This window comes from Rudanella paleaurantiibacter, from assembly GCF_009184635.1.
Classification (GTDB): domain Bacteria; phylum Bacteroidota; class Bacteroidia; order Cytophagales; family Spirosomataceae; genus Rudanella; species Rudanella paleaurantiibacter.
This window is the reverse complement of record NZ_WELI01000002.1, coordinates 146,211-163,248: the sequence shown is the minus strand read 5'-3', so window position 1 is coordinate 163,248 and position 17,038 is coordinate 146,211. Positions and strand designations below refer to the sequence as shown.

Here is a 17,038-nt window from a genome sequence, read left to right as displayed (position 1 = left end):
AACCCGTAAAATTTTTGTATTTTGCTCCGCACCTTCATCTCAGTAACATGATTCAAAACGTACTGGTGGTAGGCATGGGCAAAGTCGGATCGCTGGTTGGCGTGCTCTTGGGCCGCCGATTCAGCGTTACGGGCTTAGACAAACAAAAACCCGCCTACGCTAACCTTCCCTTCCCCACACTCGAAGCCGACATTACCGATGTCGATGCGTTCGGAAACATTCTTCAGGGCTTCGACGCCGTTGTGTCGTGCCTGCCTTACTCGCTCAATTTGCCGATTGCGCAGGCAGCTCACCGGCTGGGCGTTCATTATTTCGACCTGACCGAGGACGTACCCACTACTACCGCGATTCGGCAAATGGCCGAAACAAGTACGGCTGTTATGGCCCCACAGTGTGGTTTGGCACCGGGCTACATTGGCATTATCGGGGCCGATTTGAGCCGCCGGTTCGACCGGCTCCGCGACATTGAATTGCGGGTGGGTGCTCTGCCGCAAAACCCCAATGGGTTGCTTGGGTACTCATTTACCTGGTCGCCGGCCGGGGTTATCAACGAGTATATTAACGACTGCGAGGTAATTCACAACGGGGTTCGTAAGTGGGTACCGGCACTGGAAGGTCTCGAAGTAATCAACTTCAACGGTATGGAAATGGAAGCCTTCTCGACTTCTGGCGGCCTGGGCACCATGTGCGAAACCTATGCCGGACAGGTTGACACGCTCAACTACAAAACCATGCGCTATCCCGGCCACTGCCGCCTGATGCGCTTTTTGTTGTATGAACTGATTCTGAAAGACAAACGTGAGTTGGTTGAGCAGATTCTGACCGAAGCCAAGCCGCCCGTGCAGGACGATGTGGTGTACGTATACGCCGTAGTAGAAGGCTGGAAAGATGGCCACCTGAAGCGCGAGGAATTCAGCCATGCGTATTACCCCATCACGGTGGAAGGGCAGCGTTGGCGGGCTATCTCGTGGACAACGGCCGCTTCGGTAGCAGCCGTGGTTGAGATGGTGGCCGACGGTACGTTGCCGCAGCAGGGCTTCATTAAGCAGGAGGATATTTCGCTTGACGGCCTTTTGCACACACTCAATGGGGGCTTGTTCGAAGCGGCTCATAAGCCGCAGGGTGTAGCCTTGTAAAAGGCCAAAATGGGCATTATTGCAAAAGCCGCTCCAGTGGAGCGGCTTTTTGCGTGCGTTCCAAATGAATGCCCGATGTCGATGAAACGGCTCTGCAACGGTATATTGGGCCTTCGATACTCTTTTCTGCCTAATACTTACTTTTAGACCGCTTCATGCAACCAGCTTCACCGGGCAATTTTCGTTGGCGCATCGTTACGCTCTTATTTATTGCAACAACGATTAATTACATCGACCGGCAAGTGCTTTCGTTCACGATGACCGACGAGCTTTTTCGCAAGGAAATGCTCGGTCTGGGCCCCGATGAAATGTTGACACCCGGCGCCATCGACCGGTTCAAAATCAGTTATGGCGATGTAGATGCCGCTTTTAAGTTCGCCTACGCCATTGGGTTTATCGTGATCGGCTGGCTTATCGACAAGATTGGTACAAAGCGTGGGTTTTCGCTGGGTATCATCATCTGGAGCATTGCCGGGGTTATGACTGGCTTTGTAAGTTCGGTGCGGGGCCTCATTAGTGTGCGTGCGTTGCTGGGTCTGGGCGAAGCAGCTAATTTCCCCTCCTCGGTCAAAACGGTGTCCGAATGGTTTCCGCGTCGGGAGCGGTCGTTTGCTAACGGTCTTTTCAATGCTGGCTCCAACGTAGGCATTATTCTGACGGCCTTGTTGGTCCCGTACCTGATTACGAACTACGGTTGGCGTAGCTCGTTTTTCGTGACGGGTATTCTGGGTTTTTTTCTATTTGGATTCTGGTGGTTTACCTATTCTAAACCCGAACGAAACCCCAAACTCAGCCGCGAAGAGCTGGCCTACATTCAAAGCGATGCCACCGAAGAGGCCACGCTGAAAGTATCGTGGGGGAAACTGCTGACCTTCAAACAGACCTGGGCGTTTGCGGTAGGTAAGTTCATGGCCGACCCAATCTGGTGGTTTTACATGAGCTGGCTCCCCGATTTTTTCAATTCCAATGCGGCCTTAGACCACAAACTGGATCTGAAATCATTCGGGATACCGTTTCTGATTATCTACGTCGTGTCAGATGCCGGTAGTGTGTTTTTTGGCTGGCTCGCTACGCAGTTGATGAACCGGGGTTGGTCGGCTAACCACGCTCGCAAAACCACGATGCTTATTTGCGCTCTGTGCGTCGTACCCATTTTTGCGGCCGCCCAAACCAACAGCCTGACCGTTGCTATCGGCTTGATTGCCCTCGCAACGGCCGCGCATCAGGGCTGGGCAGCCATTATGTACACGTTTGCGTCCGACTTGTTTCCGCGTTCGGTGGTTGCTTCTGTAACCGGTATCGGCGGCATGTTTGGTGCAATTGGTGGTATTCTGCTGGCGTTTTTGGCGGGGCGTATCATTACCAATTTTGGCTACCTGCCCATGTTCATTATTGCCAGTTGTGCCTACTTGGTAGCTCTGGTGATTATTCATCTGATTCTGCCCCGGCTTGAACCTGTTCGGGCCGAGGAGATTGAAGAAGTACTGGTGTAGGCAAACCGATAAATTTTGTGAGAGAGGGCTGGGTACCCCCAACCTGTACCCATCAAGTGTTGTTTACTGATTACCGATAACTTTTACCCGTATTATGCCAGCATTGAATCGCAGCACGTACAACGCAAACACGTACCCCGAACGTGTACTGCAGTTTGGGACCGGTGTTTTGTTACGTGCGTTGCCTGATTTTTACATCGATAAAGCCAATAAACAAGGCATTTTTGAAGGCTCAATTGCCATTGTAAAGTCGACCGACGGAAAAACGGATGGCTTTGCCGCGCAGGATAACCTGTACACGGTAGCGGTTCGGGGTATTCAGCAGGGGCAGTCTGTCGAAGAAATTACCACGGTTACGGCGGTAAGCCGGGTATTGTCGGCGCAGTCGGAGTGGAAAGACATTCTGCAGATTGCCAAAAGTCCCACGCTTCAGGTAATTATCTCGAACACAACGGAAGTAGGGCTGACCTACGTAGAAGAGAGCATTTTTCAGAACCCGCCGAAGTCATTCCCAGCTAAGCTGACGGCATTTCTGTACGAGCGTTTTAAAGACGTGGGTGGTTCACGTAACCGGGGGCTGGTGGTGATTCCGACAGAGCTGGTCACTGATAACGGACTTAAGCTCCGCGAAATGGTGGAGAAACTGGCCCGGTACAATGAGTTAGGCAAACTGTTCTCAAAATGGCTCAAGTTTCACGTTCGATTCTGCAACTCGCTGGTCGACCGGATTGTGCCCGGCAAACCTGACGCCGAAACCCGGCAGTACTTGTCGGAGCAGACCGGCTACGAAGACGATCTGCTAACCGTAGCCGAGCCATACAACCTGTGGGCCATTGAAGGCGACGAGCGGGTACGCGAAATCCTATCGTTCGCTCAGGTTAACCCCGGCGTTATTATCGACGAAGACATTACGTTCTACCGCGAGCGTAAACTCCGCCTGCTCAACGGTACCCACTCGTTTACAACGCCCATCTGTTACCTGATGGGTAATGAGACGGTAAGCGAAAACATGCAGAATGCACTCACGGGGCAGTTTATTGAGCGCCTGATGCTCGACGAAATCGTACCGACCGTGCCACAGGGCATGGGAGAGAATATGGGCCCTGATGCCGTACTGCAATTCGGCAAAGACGTGATTGACCGGTTCAGTAACCCCTATATCGAACATTTACTCCTGAATATTACTCTGCACCAAACGGCCAAAATGCAGGCGCGTAATGTGGCTACTATCGGGCGTTACTACGAGAAGTTCAATACGGTGCCTAAGCTGATGGCAACGGGCTTTGCCGGCTATCTGCTCTTCATGAAACCCACTCAGAAAACCGATGAGGGTTACGTGGCCGAAGCTACCGTAAACGGTGGCATACTAACTTACCCGCTGCGCGATGACAAGGCTGCGTATTTTGACGAACACTGGCGCAATGTGGAGGCCGACTCAGCGGTTTCGGTGCGGCAATTCGTCGATACTGTCCTAAGCGATAAAGCCCTCTGGGAGGTTGATCTGACCCAATGGCCGGGCTTTGCCGAAGCGGTAAGCAGCCTACTGCATCAAATGCTGGCAGAAGGCGTCGAGACTACTCTGGCACAACAACTTAAGTAAACCGAAGCCACCTCTCTGATGAGGTGGCTTTTTTATTTAATACCGTAAATAAATTAACCCATATGGCGCTTGTGGAAATGTGGATAACTCGCTAAATTGCTACAAAACAGAGGAGATATAAACGAGATATGGGCAGGAAAGTATTAATCTTAAACCAAGATTACAGCGCACTGAGCATCTGTTCCGTTCCAAAGGCATTTTTGCTCGTCTACCTTAACAAAGCCGAACTGGTTGCCGAATCGGACTTGTACAAGCTTCACACCGTACGAGACGAATTCCCGATGCCAACGGTTATCCGACTCCACCGGTACATTAATCTGCCCTACAAAGGGGTCATGCTAACCCGTCAGAATATCTTCAAGCGCGACGGGCACCGGTGTCAGTACTGTGGCACGCACGAAGACCTGACCCTTGACCACGTGCAGCCCAAGTCGCGCGGGGGTAAAACCAACTGGGACAATCTGGCAACAGCTTGTAAACGGTGTAATTCGCGCAAAGGCGACTACACCCCCGAAGAGGCCAACATGAAGCTACGGCAACGTCCCTTTAAGCCTTCTTTCCTGATGTTTCTCCGCGACTTTTCGGGAACCGTTGATGCCAGCTGGATGCCCTTTCTGGTCAGCAAACGGGAACGGATTTATGATTGATACCAACTGGTTAACAGGTTCCTGACGGAGCCAACCCAGCCGCCCGGTCAGCCAACCCTGTCCGGGCGGTTTGTTGTCGGGCTGGTTCGTGACTCAAAACACACAAAATCAAACAGTTTTTGCGTGGCCGAAACTTTTGTCCGATATATTTTGATTACCTTTGCAGTCCTTTTTAAAAACTAAGTCAAACTAAAAATCTATCCGCCATTTGGCCCACGGGTAGATGTATTGAGCGGGTCAAGCAACTAAATTTTTATGAGCAAAACGCAGCAACGCGAACTGCCTGCATTTGATTGGGATCTTGCAGACAACAGAGGATTCGGTAGCGGGTACACGGCTGAAGAACGCAGCCGGATGGAAGAACTCTACGGCAACACACTGTCGCAGGTGAACGAGAAAGAGGTTGTGACGGGTACCGTGGTTGGTATTACCGACCGCGAGATTATCCTGAACATCGGATTTAAGTCGGATGGGTTGGTACCTGCTTCAGAATTCCGGGATATGCCAGATCTGAAGATGGGTGATGAAATAGAAGTGTACGTTGAGAATCAGGAAGACCCCAATGGTCAGCTGGTTCTGTCGCGCAAGAAGGCGAAAGTCATTACGGCATGGCAGAAAATCCAGCGGGCTCTGGACGAAGACCTCGTTATCGATGGCTTCGTGAAGCGCCGGACTAAGGGTGGTCTGATCGTTGATATTTACAGCATTGAAGCGTTCTTGCCAGGTTCGCAGATCGACGTGAAGCCGATCCGTGACTTCGACGTATTCGTTGGCAAGAAAATGGAGGTTAAAGTTGTTAAGATCAACTATGCGAACGACAACGTGGTTGTATCGCACAAAGTACTGATCGAGAAAGACCTCGAAGCACAGCGCGCCCAAATCCTGAACAACCTTGAGAAAGGTCAGGTACTGGAAGGTGTGATCAAGAACATGACCAACTTCGGTGTGTTTATCGACCTCGGCGGTGTCGACGGTCTGTTGCACATCACGGATATCTCGTGGGGCCGTATCAACCATCCGTCAGAGGTGCTGCACCTCGACCAGCGTGTCAACGTGGTGGTACTCGACTTCGACGAAGACAAGAAGCGGATTTCGCTTGGTATGAAGCAGCTTCAGGCTCACCCCTGGGATGCTTTGGCCGCCGAAATTCAGGTTGGCTCACGCGTGAAAGGCAAAATTGTGAATGTAGCCGACTACGGTGCGTTCCTCGAAATTATGCCGGGCGTAGAAGGGCTGATCCACGTATCAGAAATGTCATGGTCGCAGCACCTGCGTAACCCACAGGAGTTCCTGAAAGTGGGTGACGAAGTAGAAGCTGTTGTCCTGACCCTGGACCGTCAGGAGCGCAAGATGTCACTTGGCATCAAGCAACTGACCGAAGATCCCTGGACTCGTCCGGATATCCGCGAGAAGTACGCTGTAGGTAGCCGTCATAAGGGTATCGTGCGTAACCTGACTAACTTCGGTCTCTTCCTCGAACTCGAAGAAGGTATCGATGGTCTGGTACACGTATCCGATCTGTCGTGGACTAAGAAAGTGAAGCACCCCTCTGATTTCATCAAGGTAGGTGAAGACCTGGAAGTAGTTGTACTGGAACTGGACATCGAAAACCGTCGTCTGGCACTGGGCCACAAGCAACTGGAAGAGAACCCATGGGATACGTTCGAAGATCTGTTCTCAGTAGGTTCGGTACACCGTTGCACGGTTCTGAGCAAAAACGACAAACTCGCTACCATGGAACTGCCGTACGGTATCGAAGGGTTCTCGACCCTGCGTAACCTGGCGAAAGAAGATGGTACTGTAGCTGAAGTAGGCGAGTCGCTCGACTTCAAAGTTACGGAGTTCTCGAAAGACGAGAAGCGGATCATGCTGTCGCACACGCGCACCTGGCAGGAGAAAGATGAGCCGAAGCGGGAAAGCAAGCCTAAGGCTTCGAAGCCAGCTTCATCATCGTCTTCACAGCCAGAGCGGGGTGCTACCCTCGGTGACCTCGACGCCCTAGCTGCGTTGAAAGAGCAAATGGAAGGCCGCAACTAAGTTGTAGCTGTTGATATAAGAAGGCCAACAAGATATTCTTGTTGGCCTTTTTTGTCTCTTAGTAAGGGAGTTATCTTTAGCACACAAGGAAATTTAAAAAGTTGGGTTTCGTAGTGTCTGATTTTTTCCTATGTTTGCAGTCCAAACAGGCCAAAAAGCTTATTTGAGACCCAAAATGGTTCCGTGGCCGAGTGGCTAGGCAGAGCTCTGCAAAAGCTCGTACAGCGGTTCGAATCCGCTCGGAACCTCATAAAGCCCCGCTCTCAAGGCGGGGCTTTTTTGTTGCAGCTGATGTGTACAATTTGTTTGATTTTCCTAAACAAAAATTATTGAACATACGGTTATTCCAGCGTTGAGCTTAGACCCCGTATAAATTGAAACAGGGGTTAAAATATCAAAAGTGAACGTTTGGGTAAACAGTAATCGTGCATTACTTTTGTGTGCCAATAAAAATTGGTGAGCAATATGTATAACAATTCACTAAATAAATCATTGAAAACGAGTCGTTTGTCGAGGTTTTGTGGGGTGTTAACTCTATCACTGACATTGTTATTGAACGGTGGTCAAGTGAACGCACAGGACTCGGCAGCGGCAGCCGGTGGTGGTCCGGCGGCAGCAACACCCGCCCCAGCAAGTGGCGGTGGTGACGTCGAAAAAGGCAAGGGGCTGTTTAATAATAACTGCGCTCAATGTCACGCTGTTACAGATGAAGTTGTCGTTGGACCGGGCCTGAAAGGCGTTCGGCAACGGACTCCCGGTGAGGATTGGTTGTATAAGTGGATTCGCAATTCGTCGTCATTAATCGCTGCTGGCGATGCGTACGGCGTTCAGGTATTCAACAAATACAACAAGATCCAGATGTCGAATTTTCCGAACCTGACGGACGACGACATCAAGAGCATCCTCGATTATATTGACTCAGCCGGTGCCCCCGCAGCAGCTGCTGTTGGTGGCGAAGGACAGGCACAAGATCGGGGTGGTGCTGGTGCCTCAGCCGAGAACGGTGGCGGTTCGCCGTCAAACCTGTTTACGCTCGTACTGGTAGCTCTCCTGGTTGTGATGCTGCTCGTGTTAGGTGTATTGCTGGTGATCGTAACCATTCTCTCTAAAGCGGTTCAGACGACTGGTACCACAGGAGAAGGTGGGGTTGCTACAGCTTCACTAGGCGAGCGTCTGCGCAAGGGCCTGTCAAACACGATCAACAATCCGACAATCCGCTCTATTGTGGTTTGGCTGTTTGTTCTGGTTGTAGCCAAAGAGGTAGTTGATGGTGCCTTCAGCGTTGGTATTCAGCAAGGGTATGCACCGAAGCAGCCAATTCAGTACTCGCACAAGCTACATGCTGGTCAGTATCAGATTGACTGTAACTACTGCCATACCGGTGTGAACAAAGGCAAGTCGGCTACTATTCCGGCGGCCAACATCTGTATGAACTGCCATGGTGTGATTAAGAAGGAGTCGCCTGAAATCCAGAAGATTTACACGGCTATCGAAGAAAATCGCCCTATCGAATGGATCCGGGTTCACAACCTGCCTGATCTGGCTTACTTTAACCACGCTCAGCACGTGAACGTTGGCAACATTCAGTGCCAGACTTGCCACGGTGAAATTGAGAAGATGGAAGTGGTTGAGCAACGGTCATCTTTGACAATGGGCTGGTGTATCGATTGCCACCGCAAGACGGAGGTTAACACCAAAGACAATGCTTACTACGATAAGCTCGTTGCGCTGCATGCCAAAGAGACAAAGGAGCCACTTAAAGTAGCCAATATCGGTGGCCTTGAGTGTTCAAAGTGCCACTACTAACTCGATTTTCATTCAATTACACATGGAGAATACGACTAAACGGTATTGGAAAGGTGTTGAAGAGTTGCGGAATGATCCTCAGTTTGTAAAAAATGCAAATACTGAGTTCAATAATGCGACTACTCAGGAAGACCTGCTTGGTGATAACCCCCAACGCCGTGATTTCTTAAAAGCAATGGGCTTTGGTATGGCCGCTGTCTCACTGGCGGCCTGCGAAGCACCCGTTCGGAAAGCAATACCGTACCTTAACAAGCCTGAATTTACATTCCCATCGATCTCTGACTATTACGCGTCTACCTTCACTGAAGGTGGTGACTACGCGGCAGTGTTGGTTGAAACCCGGGAAGGACGGCCTATCAAGATTGAAGGTAACCCTGCTTCCAGCATCTCGCGTGGGGGTACTACTGCCCGTGTTCAGGCATCAGTACTGTCACTGTACGATGTTGACAAACTGAAAGGTCCAAAGCGGGGAGAAGCTGATATCGATTGGGCAACGGCTGACCGTGAAATTATTAATCAGCTGAATACAGTTGCTGGTCGTGGTGGCGCTATCCGTATTGTTACGGGTACGATTCTTAGCCCGTCTACCAAAGCTGTAGTGGCTGATTTCGTGGCGAAGTTTCCAACCGCTCGCCATATCATGTACGATGCCAACTCATCTTTCGGTATTGTACAGGCTAATCAGACATCTTTCGGGCAGGCAGTAATTCCTTCGTACCGTTTTGATCAGGCTCAGACGATCGTAAGCATCGGTGCTGATTTCCTCGGTACGTGGGTAGCTCCTTTGGAGTTTGCTCGTCCGTATGCTGAAACCCGTAAAGTAGGCGCTAACAAGAAAGACATGTCGCGTCATTACCAGTTCGAAACGGTAATGAGCATGACAGGTTCAAACGCTGACTACCGGGGTACTTACAAGCCATCGCAGGAAGGCTTGGTTGTAGCTGCACTTTACAACAAAGTAGCTGCTAAGCTGGGTGGTTCTTCGATCGGTGGCGTATCAGCGGTTGAAGTTCAATATCTTGATAAGGCTGCTGCTGATCTGGCAGCATCGCGCGGTCGTTCACTCGTTGTTTGTGGTTCAAATGACCCGAACGTTCAGGTAGTTGTAAATGCTCTGAACAGTCTTCTGGGCAGCTACGGCACAACCATTGATCTGGGTACTCCGCTCAATTACCGTCAGGGTAACGATCAGCAGATGAATGCCTTTATTAATGAGGCTAAATCAGGTGCTGCTCAGGCAGTTCTGTTCTTTGGTGCTAACCCGGTTTATGATCACCCACGGGGTGCCGAACTGGCCGAGGCTCTGCCAAAGATTGCTCTGTCAGTATCGTTTGCTGATCGGGCCGAAGAAACTGCATCGCTGTGTAAGTATATCACCCCCGCACCTCATTATCTGGAGTGCTGGGGCGACGCAGAGCCTAAGCGTGGTTTCTTTAGCATCTCTCAACCTGCCATTACGCACATCTTCAAAACTCGGCAGTTCCAGTCGAGCTTACTGACGTGGGCAGGTCGTCCAAACGACTTCCAGGCCTATTTGAAGAATTTCTGGCGGGCTAACTATTACCCACAAGCAAGCGGTTTCGCTTCATTCGATGCTTTCTGGATTCAGACATTGAATGATGGTGTATTCGAGCCAAACAAAGGTGCTGCCGCTGCTTCGGGCGCTTCGTTCAATGCCGCTGCTCTTGCTCCTGCTGGTTCAGCCATCGCACAGCGCTACCGGCCTACCAGCAACATTGAATTAGCTCTTTATGAGTCAGTTGGTGTTGGAACAGGCGCTATGGCCAACAACCCGTGGCTTCAGGAACTGCCTGATCCGGTAACGAAGGCCTGCTGGGATAACTACGCCATGGTTTCTCAGAAAACAGCTTCTGAGAAAGGTTGGGAGCAAGATGATCTGATTAGCATATCGGTAGACGGCAAAGCCGCTATTGAAGTGCCTGTTCTGGTTCAGCCGGGTCAGGCCGACAATACGGTTGGTGTGGCTATTGGTTACGGTCGTGAAAAAGCCGGCCGCGCTGCTGCCGGTGTTGGTAAAAACGCGTATCCGCTTGCTTCCATCGTTAACGGTAACCTCTCAATGGTAGCCGTCAATGCGAAAGTAGAAGGAGCCAGTGGTAAGCGTGAAATTGCACAAACGCAAACGCACGAGACCGTAATGGGTCGCCGGGCGGTGTTGCAGGAGGCCACGCTTGCAGCCTATAAGAAAGACAAACTCGCTGGTCGCTACATCCCAAAGGTTGAGACATCTGAAGGACCTGTAGATGCTACCGATATTACCTTATGGCATGGTTATGGTAAGCCAAACCACTCATGGGGTATGGTAATCGACCTGAACTCATGTATCGGTTGTGGTGCTTGCGTAGTAGGTTGTAATTCGGAGAATAACATTCAGGTTGTAGGCCGCGATGAGGTTATCATGCGTCGTGAAATGCACTGGATGCGTATTGACCGCTATTACAGCAGCGACGGTGAAGAAGGCGATTATAAAGCACTGGAGGTAGCCTCAGCTAATCCGGAAGTGACTTTTATGCCGATGCTTTGCCAGCATTGCTCAAACGCCCCCTGCGAGACGGTATGTCCGGTATTGGCTACTACGCACAGCACTGAAGGTCTGAACCAGATGACGTACAACCGTTGTATCGGTACGCGCTACTGTGCCAACAACTGTCCGTATAAAGTTCGCCGGTTCAACTGGTTCAAATATTTCGACAACGACAACTTCGATTATCACTTCAACAATGACCTCGGTAAGATGGTCATCAACCCAGACGTAACCGTACGTTCACGGGGTGTGATTGAGAAGTGCTCATTCTGTGTGCAGCGTATCCAGGAGGGTAAGCTGAACGCGAAGAAAGAGCGTCGTCGGTTGTTGCCCGACGAAGTACAGACAGCCTGTGCGCAGGCCTGTCCAACGAATGCAATTGTGTTTGGGGATATGAACAATCCTGAAAGCACAATTTCGAAAGTACTGGCTTCAGAACTGGAGTCGCGGGCTTTCCACGTACTGGAAGAAATCAACGTTCGGCCACAGATCTCGTATCTGACCAAGATTCGTAACAAAGACGAAGAGCCGAAACAGAAGTCTGTTCAGGAGTCGCAAGCGTAGTTTTTAAGTGAGCCAACGTAATTAATTGAGATAAAACCATGCATGTCACTTCGTCCGTAAGAACTCCGCTTGTTACCGGTGGGAAAACCTATGCCGATGTAACGGAGGACGTGAGCAGACAGGTAGAAGGCCGTCCCACCCGAGAGTGGACGATTGCTTTTGCCATTTCGGTTGTAGTATTGATCTACGGAACCGCTTGTGTATTCTGGACTTGGTGGGAAGGTTTGGGCGTTTGGGGCCTAAACAAGACTATCGGTTGGGCCTGGGATATCACCAACTTCGTGTGGTGGGTAGGTATCGGTCACGCCGGTACTCTGATTTCCGCCATTCTCCTGCTGTTCCGCCAAAAGTGGCGGACTGCCGTTAACCGGGCAGCAGAAGCCATGACGATTTTTGCCGTTATCTGTGCAGCAAGCTTTATCGTAATGCACATGGGCCGCCCCTGGCTGGCTTACTGGGCATTGCCGCTGCCAAATACCTTCGGTTCGTTGTGGGTAAACTTCAAGTCACCTCTCGTATGGGACGTGTTTGCCATCAGTACGTACTTTACGGTATCGTTGGTGTTCTGGTATATGGGTCTGATTCCCGACCTGGCTACCATCCGCGACCGGGCTCGTAGCAAAGTATCTCGCTACATCTACGGCGCTCTGTCAATGGGTTGGAATGGTTCAGCTAAGACATGGGCTCGTTATGAGTACATGAGCTTGATTCTGGCCGGTCTGTCAACACCTCTCGTATTGTCGGTACACACCATCGTATCATTCGACTTTGCAACGTCGGTGATTCCGGGTTGGCACACCACTATTTTCCCACCCTACTTCGTTGCCGGTGCTATCTTCTCTGGATTCGCTATGGTGCAGAACCTGATGTTGATCATCCGCGTGGTATTCCGCCTGGAAGACTACATCACGGTTGAGCACATCGAATCCATGAATAAAGTAATCACCCTGACAGGTTCAATTGTGGGTATTGCTTACTTGACGGAGTTCTTCATTGCCTGGTATTCGGGCGTTGAGTTTGAAACGTACGCCTTCATTAACCGGGCAACGGGACCTTACTGGTGGGCTTACTGGGCCATGATGACCTGTAACGTAATTTCTCCGCAGCTGTTCTGGTCGCGCACCATTCGTCGCTCGGTGATCTGGACGTTCGTGTTGTCAGTTGTTGTGAATATTGGTATGTGGTTTGAGCGTTTCGTGATTATCGTGACCTCTCTGCACCGCGACTACCTGCCATCGAGCTGGGCCATGTTCCACCCAACCCTGTTCGACATCAGCGATTACATCTTCTCGTTTGGTTTGTTCTTCACGTTGTTCCTGTTGTTCTCTAAGTTCCTGCCGGTTGTGAACATGGCCGAGGTAAAGACGATTATCAAGTCTTCATCAGAGAAACTGCCTAAATCTGTATCAGGTGTGGCTAAAGGCGAGCGTGTTGCTAACCCTACGTTTAACAAAGACGTAGAATAAAACTCAGAGACTCACGAAACAATGGCAGATATACACGGCAATGGCGGCAAGTTTCTGGTAGGCATCTTCGACGACGATGATGTAGTACTGAAAGCTGTCAAAGAAGTAAAACAAGCAGGGGTTCGTATTCACGAAGTTTATTCCCCATTTCCAATTCACGGCCTTGATGTGGCGTTGGGACATCCCCGCACACGCCTGGGTATCGCGGCTTTCCTGTTCGGTTTGACGGGTACGCTCACAGCACTTTCGCTGACGGCATACACGGAGAAGTTCGACTGGCCTATGGTCGTAGGGGGTAAGGATTCTTATTCCTTCCCAGTTTATATACCGGTTATCTTCGAGTTAACGGTACTTTTCTGTGCACTGGGTATGGTGGGTACGTTTCTCGTATCGAATGGCCTCGGACCCAGCGTTAAGCCGCTTATGTTCGATCTTCGGACTACGGATAACAAGTTTGCTATGGCCATCGACCTGAGCAAAAATCAGCTTGTGGAGGGACGGATCGAGCAAATTCTGAAAGACGCCGGAGCGGCCGAAGTAAACGTTAAGCAGTTTTAATGGTAAGATCGACAATGATACTGAAGAAGTTAACACTAGCGTCTCTTACCTTCCTGGGCGTTGCGATTCTTAGCACTTCATGCTCGAAGGGTCATAACGACACTGGGTCGGAATTCGCTCCTAATATGTATTACCCGGTTGGGTATGAGCCGTACAGGCAAATTGACTCGAATACGGTTAACCCGATGGGCTTGAACATGCGAATGCCAGCTCAGGGAACAGTTGCTCGTCCGAATTACCATACCCGTTTCGGTGAAGGTGATAGTGCATCGGCAGATCTGATGATCTACAACATTCCTAAGGATAGCATTGCCATTGCTGAACGTACCCTGACTAACCCCATTCCAGAGACAGAGAAAACTTTGGAGGAAGGCAAGTTGCTGTACGGTCGCTATTGCCAGCATTGTCATGGTGAAGGCGGCAAAGGTGACGGTCTGGTTGGTAAGCAATACAAAGGTGTACCGAGTTATTCAGCGGATGCTTACAAGACCATGAACGACGGTCATATTTTCCACGTGATTACACACGGAAAAGGTCGTATGTGGCCACATGGCTCTCAGATGACTCCTGAAGAACGCTGGAAGATTGTTCAGTACGTTCATAAACTACAGCAAGGATAAATTTTTGTTTCAAGTTTCAATAGTGTTTCAGGTTTCGGAGTCTTGATAATCTGAATGTTCTATCACTACGATTGAAACCTGAAACCTGAAACTCTCAAACGGTTAAAAATGGCATCTGTTCACGCAATTCCATCGCTGGAGCAAGAGTACGAATTCACGAGCGAGTCGAAGCGCCGATTAATGATTGGTATTGGCGCAGGTGTGGTACTCGTCGCGATTGGAGCGTTTCTGCTTGCATCGGGTGTTGGCGATCACTCACACGAAGTAGTCCAAGGCCAGGGACATAGTGCTGGTCATGAAGGAGAACATGGGTTTAAGTGGACCACTCGTTTGTGGGCCAACCTTTGGCTGAATGCAGTTTATTTTACTGGCGTATCAGTTATCGGTATGTTCTTTATCTCCTACAATTACTTGGCTCAGGCGGGCTGGTCATCGGTTTTCAAGCGTATTCCTGAAGCCATGCCTGCTTTTTTGCCTGTAACAGGTATTGTAATGCTCGTTACCTTTTTTGTTGCAGGTCATGATTTGTTCCACTGGACTCACCACGATCTCTACGATCCTAACAGCGAACATTATGATCCAATCATCGCTGGCAAGAGTGGCTTTTTGAATACGCCATTCTATGTGATTCGGATTGTAGTATACTTCGTTGCCTGGTACGGTTTGTGGCGTATACTCCGTAATTTCTCACTTCAGGAAGACCTGAATGGAGGCACAGAGTATTATGAGAAAAGTATCAAGTTCGCCACTGCATTTCTGGTAGTGTTTGCGGTAACCTCATCTACTTCTGCCTGGGACTTTGTGATGTCGATCGACACGCACTGGTTCTCAACCATGTTTGGTTGGTACACCCTCGCAAGCTGGCACGTGACTGGCCTGGCGGTAATCACGTTGACAGTTATTACGCTTAAAGAGCGTGGGTACCTGCAGGCAGTGAATGAGAATCACCTGCACGACTTAGGTAAGTTCATGTTCGCGTTCAGTATCTTCTGGACGTACGTTTGGTTTGCTCAGTTCATGCTGATTTACTATGCCAACTTGCCGGAAGAAACCATCTATTATCGGGAGCGTTTCAGCGGTTACGGTGGTATCTATCAGGCTCCGTTCTTTATCAACTTGTTCTTAAACTTTGTCTTTCCATTCTTGGTTTTAATGACAAGAGATGCAAAGCGGACGAACATCTTTATGAAGATTGCGTGCTGGGGTATTATTGTTGGTCACTACTTTGATTTCTACACCAACATTATGCCTGGTACTGTCGGCGAGCATGGTGGTTTTGGCCCTATTGAGTTTGGTATGATTCTGATTTTCGCTTGTGGCTTCATGTGGTCTGTATCGACGCAGCTTGCCAAAGCGAACTTGTATCCGAAGAATCACCCGATGATTGAAGAAGCAATTCATCACGACATTTAACATCCCCGTACTAGTATGGTCTACATAGTTGGCTTATTAGCTGTAATCTTTCTGGCCCTTGCAGCATTGGTGGTGTCTCGTATGGCAGCCGTCGTGCGTGGCGTAAATGGCCCAGAAGAAGAGAATTCTTACACAGGCTATAGTAACAAGATCAACGGAGCCATGTTTCTGGTGTTCCTGGTTTTGGGTACTATCGCTGCAACCTGGTCGTTCTTACATTCTACGCAGTACTTTTTGCCTGAAGCAGCATCCCCACATGGTCGTCGTACAGACTCTTTGTTCTGGATCTGCATGGCTATTGTTACGGCGGCATTCCTGATTACCAACGCTGTTCTCTTTATCTTCTCGTACATGTATCAGGCTAAGAAGGGCTATAAAGCCGCTTATTATCCTGAGAACCACAAGTTGGAGTTGATCTGGACGGTGATTCCGGCGATCGTTATGGCAATCATGGTATTTACCGGCTGGCGTGCATGGCGCGACATTATGTCGGAGGCACCTGCCAATGCCCAAGAGGTTGAGATTGTTGGAAAGCAATTTAACTGGATTGTACGCTACCCGGGTGTTGACGATAATAAGCTTGGAAACTTCAACTACAAGCTTATCGACAACAACAATGATACGGGTATCGACTTTTCGGATGAGAAAGCTTTTGACGACTTTACATCGACAACGGAGTTGCACATTCCGGTGGGTAAGCCGATCGCGTTGAAAATCCGTGCTCGTGATGTATTGCATAGTGTGTTCATCCCTCACTTGCGCGTGAAGATGGACGCCGTGCCAGGTATGCCAACTCGTTTCTGGTTTGTAGCTGATAAGACTACGGAGCAGATGAAGAATGAGTTGAATAATCAAGACTTCACGTACGAGATTGCCTGTACTGAAATTTGTGGACGTGGTCACTTCTCAATGCGTATCCGTCTGATTGTAGAAGACGAGGAGTCATGGAAGAAGTGGTGTGCTGAACAAAAGCCACTTTTGACTTCGTTCCCAGAGTATGCGTCGCGTATTCCAGCCAACCTCAAAGCTAAGGCTGCTAAGTATTTGCCCGCTGATGCTGCAGCACCGTCGGATAGTACTACAGCTTCAACCGAACAGGGTGGTGTATCAGCCAGTGTTTCATTACGTTAAAAAACGACAATTACGAACATAA

General features: G+C 49.9%; 12 protein-coding genes and 1 tRNA gene. All 13 read left to right on the top strand.

Annotated features, from left to right (window positions below; genetic code table 11):
* The first annotated feature begins 50 nt into the window (after nt 1-50).
* The 13 genes from F5984_RS05490 to F5984_RS05430 all read left to right on the top strand — a co-directional run bounded on the left by F5984_RS05490 (nt 51) and on the right by F5984_RS05430 (nt 17,016).
* Nucleotides 51-1,136: a saccharopine dehydrogenase C-terminal domain-containing protein gene (locus F5984_RS05490; protein ID WP_185155452.1), complete on the top strand. Its 1,086-nt coding sequence runs from the start codon at nt 51-53 to the stop codon at nt 1,134-1,136.
* 155 nt (nt 1,137-1,291) lie between these two features.
* Nucleotides 1,292-2,629, top strand: a complete 1,338-nt coding sequence (locus tag F5984_RS05485; protein ID WP_152123278.1) for an MFS transporter — start codon at nt 1,292-1,294, stop codon at nt 2,627-2,629.
* 94 nt (nt 2,630-2,723) lie between these two features.
* Nucleotides 2,724-4,229 (top strand): tagaturonate reductase, encoded by a 1,506-nt coding sequence (locus F5984_RS05480; RefSeq protein WP_185155430.1) that lies wholly within the window; start codon nt 2,724-2,726, stop codon nt 4,227-4,229.
* A gap of 128 nt (nt 4,230-4,357) precedes the next feature.
* Nucleotides 4,358-4,876, top strand: a complete 519-nt coding sequence (locus tag F5984_RS05475; RefSeq protein WP_027303143.1) for an HNH endonuclease — start codon at nt 4,358-4,360, stop codon at nt 4,874-4,876.
* 255 nt (nt 4,877-5,131) lie between these two features.
* Complete coding sequence (rpsA, locus tag F5984_RS05470; RefSeq protein ID WP_152123277.1) at nt 5,132-6,913, top strand: 30S ribosomal protein S1; 1,782 nt, start codon at nt 5,132-5,134, stop codon at nt 6,911-6,913.
* A gap of 177 nt (nt 6,914-7,090) precedes the next feature.
* Nucleotides 7,091-7,161 (top strand) — tRNA-Cys (locus F5984_RS05465).
* Between the two features lie 217 nt (nt 7,162-7,378).
* Nucleotides 7,379-8,719 carry a c-type cytochrome gene (locus tag F5984_RS05460; protein WP_152123276.1) on the top strand — a complete coding sequence of 447 codons (1,341 nt, stop codon included), beginning with the start codon at nt 7,379-7,381 and terminating at the stop codon, nt 8,717-8,719.
* 22 nt (nt 8,720-8,741) lie between these two features.
* Nucleotides 8,742-11,828, top strand: coding sequence for a TAT-variant-translocated molybdopterin oxidoreductase (locus tag F5984_RS05455; protein WP_152123275.1), 3,087 nt, complete (start codon nt 8,742-8,744; stop codon nt 11,826-11,828).
* Nucleotides 11,829-11,866: 38 nt separating this feature from the next.
* Nucleotides 11,867-13,294 (top strand): NrfD/PsrC family molybdoenzyme membrane anchor subunit, encoded by a 1,428-nt coding sequence (nrfD, locus tag F5984_RS05450; protein WP_019989557.1) that lies wholly within the window; start codon nt 11,867-11,869, stop codon nt 13,292-13,294.
* A gap of 21 nt (nt 13,295-13,315) precedes the next feature.
* The gene (locus tag F5984_RS05445; protein ID WP_019989558.1) at nt 13,316-13,852 is read left to right on the top strand and encodes a DUF3341 domain-containing protein; all 537 of its coding nucleotides are present in this window, start codon (nt 13,316-13,318) and stop codon (nt 13,850-13,852) included.
* Nucleotides 13,853-13,866: 14 nt separating this feature from the next.
* Nucleotides 13,867-14,472: a c-type cytochrome gene (locus F5984_RS05440; RefSeq protein ID WP_152123274.1), complete on the top strand. Its 606-nt coding sequence runs from the start codon at nt 13,867-13,869 to the stop codon at nt 14,470-14,472.
* Nucleotides 14,473-14,580: 108 nt separating this feature from the next.
* Complete coding sequence (locus F5984_RS05435; protein ID WP_152123273.1) at nt 14,581-15,885, top strand: quinol:cytochrome C oxidoreductase; 1,305 nt, start codon at nt 14,581-14,583, stop codon at nt 15,883-15,885.
* A gap of 15 nt (nt 15,886-15,900) precedes the next feature.
* The gene (locus F5984_RS05430; RefSeq protein WP_152123272.1) at nt 15,901-17,016 is read left to right on the top strand and encodes a cytochrome c oxidase subunit II; all 1,116 of its coding nucleotides are present in this window, start codon (nt 15,901-15,903) and stop codon (nt 17,014-17,016) included.
* Nucleotides 17,017-17,038 lie beyond the last annotated feature (22 nt).

What these genes read in the sequence shown, in the direction of transcription:
- F5984_RS05475 (WP_027303143.1), top strand. Translation starts at nt 4,358, where the DNA reads ATGGGCAGGAAAGTATTAATCTTAAACCAAGATTACAGCGCACTGAGC.
- F5984_RS05440 (WP_152123274.1), top strand. Translation starts at nt 13,867, where the DNA reads ATGATACTGAAGAAGTTAACACTAGCGTCTCTTACCTTCCTGGGCGTT.
- F5984_RS05485 (WP_152123278.1), top strand. Translation starts at nt 1,292, where the DNA reads ATGCAACCAGCTTCACCGGGCAATTTTCGTTGGCGCATCGTTACGCTC.
- F5984_RS05435 (WP_152123273.1), top strand. Translation starts at nt 14,581, where the DNA reads ATGGCATCTGTTCACGCAATTCCATCGCTGGAGCAAGAGTACGAATTC.
- rpsA (WP_152123277.1), top strand. Translation starts at nt 5,132, where the DNA reads ATGAGCAAAACGCAGCAACGCGAACTGCCTGCATTTGATTGGGATCTT.
- F5984_RS05445 (WP_019989558.1), top strand. Translation starts at nt 13,316, where the DNA reads ATGGCAGATATACACGGCAATGGCGGCAAGTTTCTGGTAGGCATCTTC.
- F5984_RS05480 (WP_185155430.1), top strand. Translation starts at nt 2,724, where the DNA reads ATGCCAGCATTGAATCGCAGCACGTACAACGCAAACACGTACCCCGAA.
- nrfD (WP_019989557.1), top strand. Translation starts at nt 11,867, where the DNA reads ATGCATGTCACTTCGTCCGTAAGAACTCCGCTTGTTACCGGTGGGAAA.
- F5984_RS05455 (WP_152123275.1), top strand. Translation starts at nt 8,742, where the DNA reads ATGGAGAATACGACTAAACGGTATTGGAAAGGTGTTGAAGAGTTGCGG.
- F5984_RS05430 (WP_152123272.1), top strand. Translation starts at nt 15,901, where the DNA reads ATGGTCTACATAGTTGGCTTATTAGCTGTAATCTTTCTGGCCCTTGCA.
- F5984_RS05460 (WP_152123276.1), top strand. Translation starts at nt 7,379, where the DNA reads ATGTATAACAATTCACTAAATAAATCATTGAAAACGAGTCGTTTGTCG.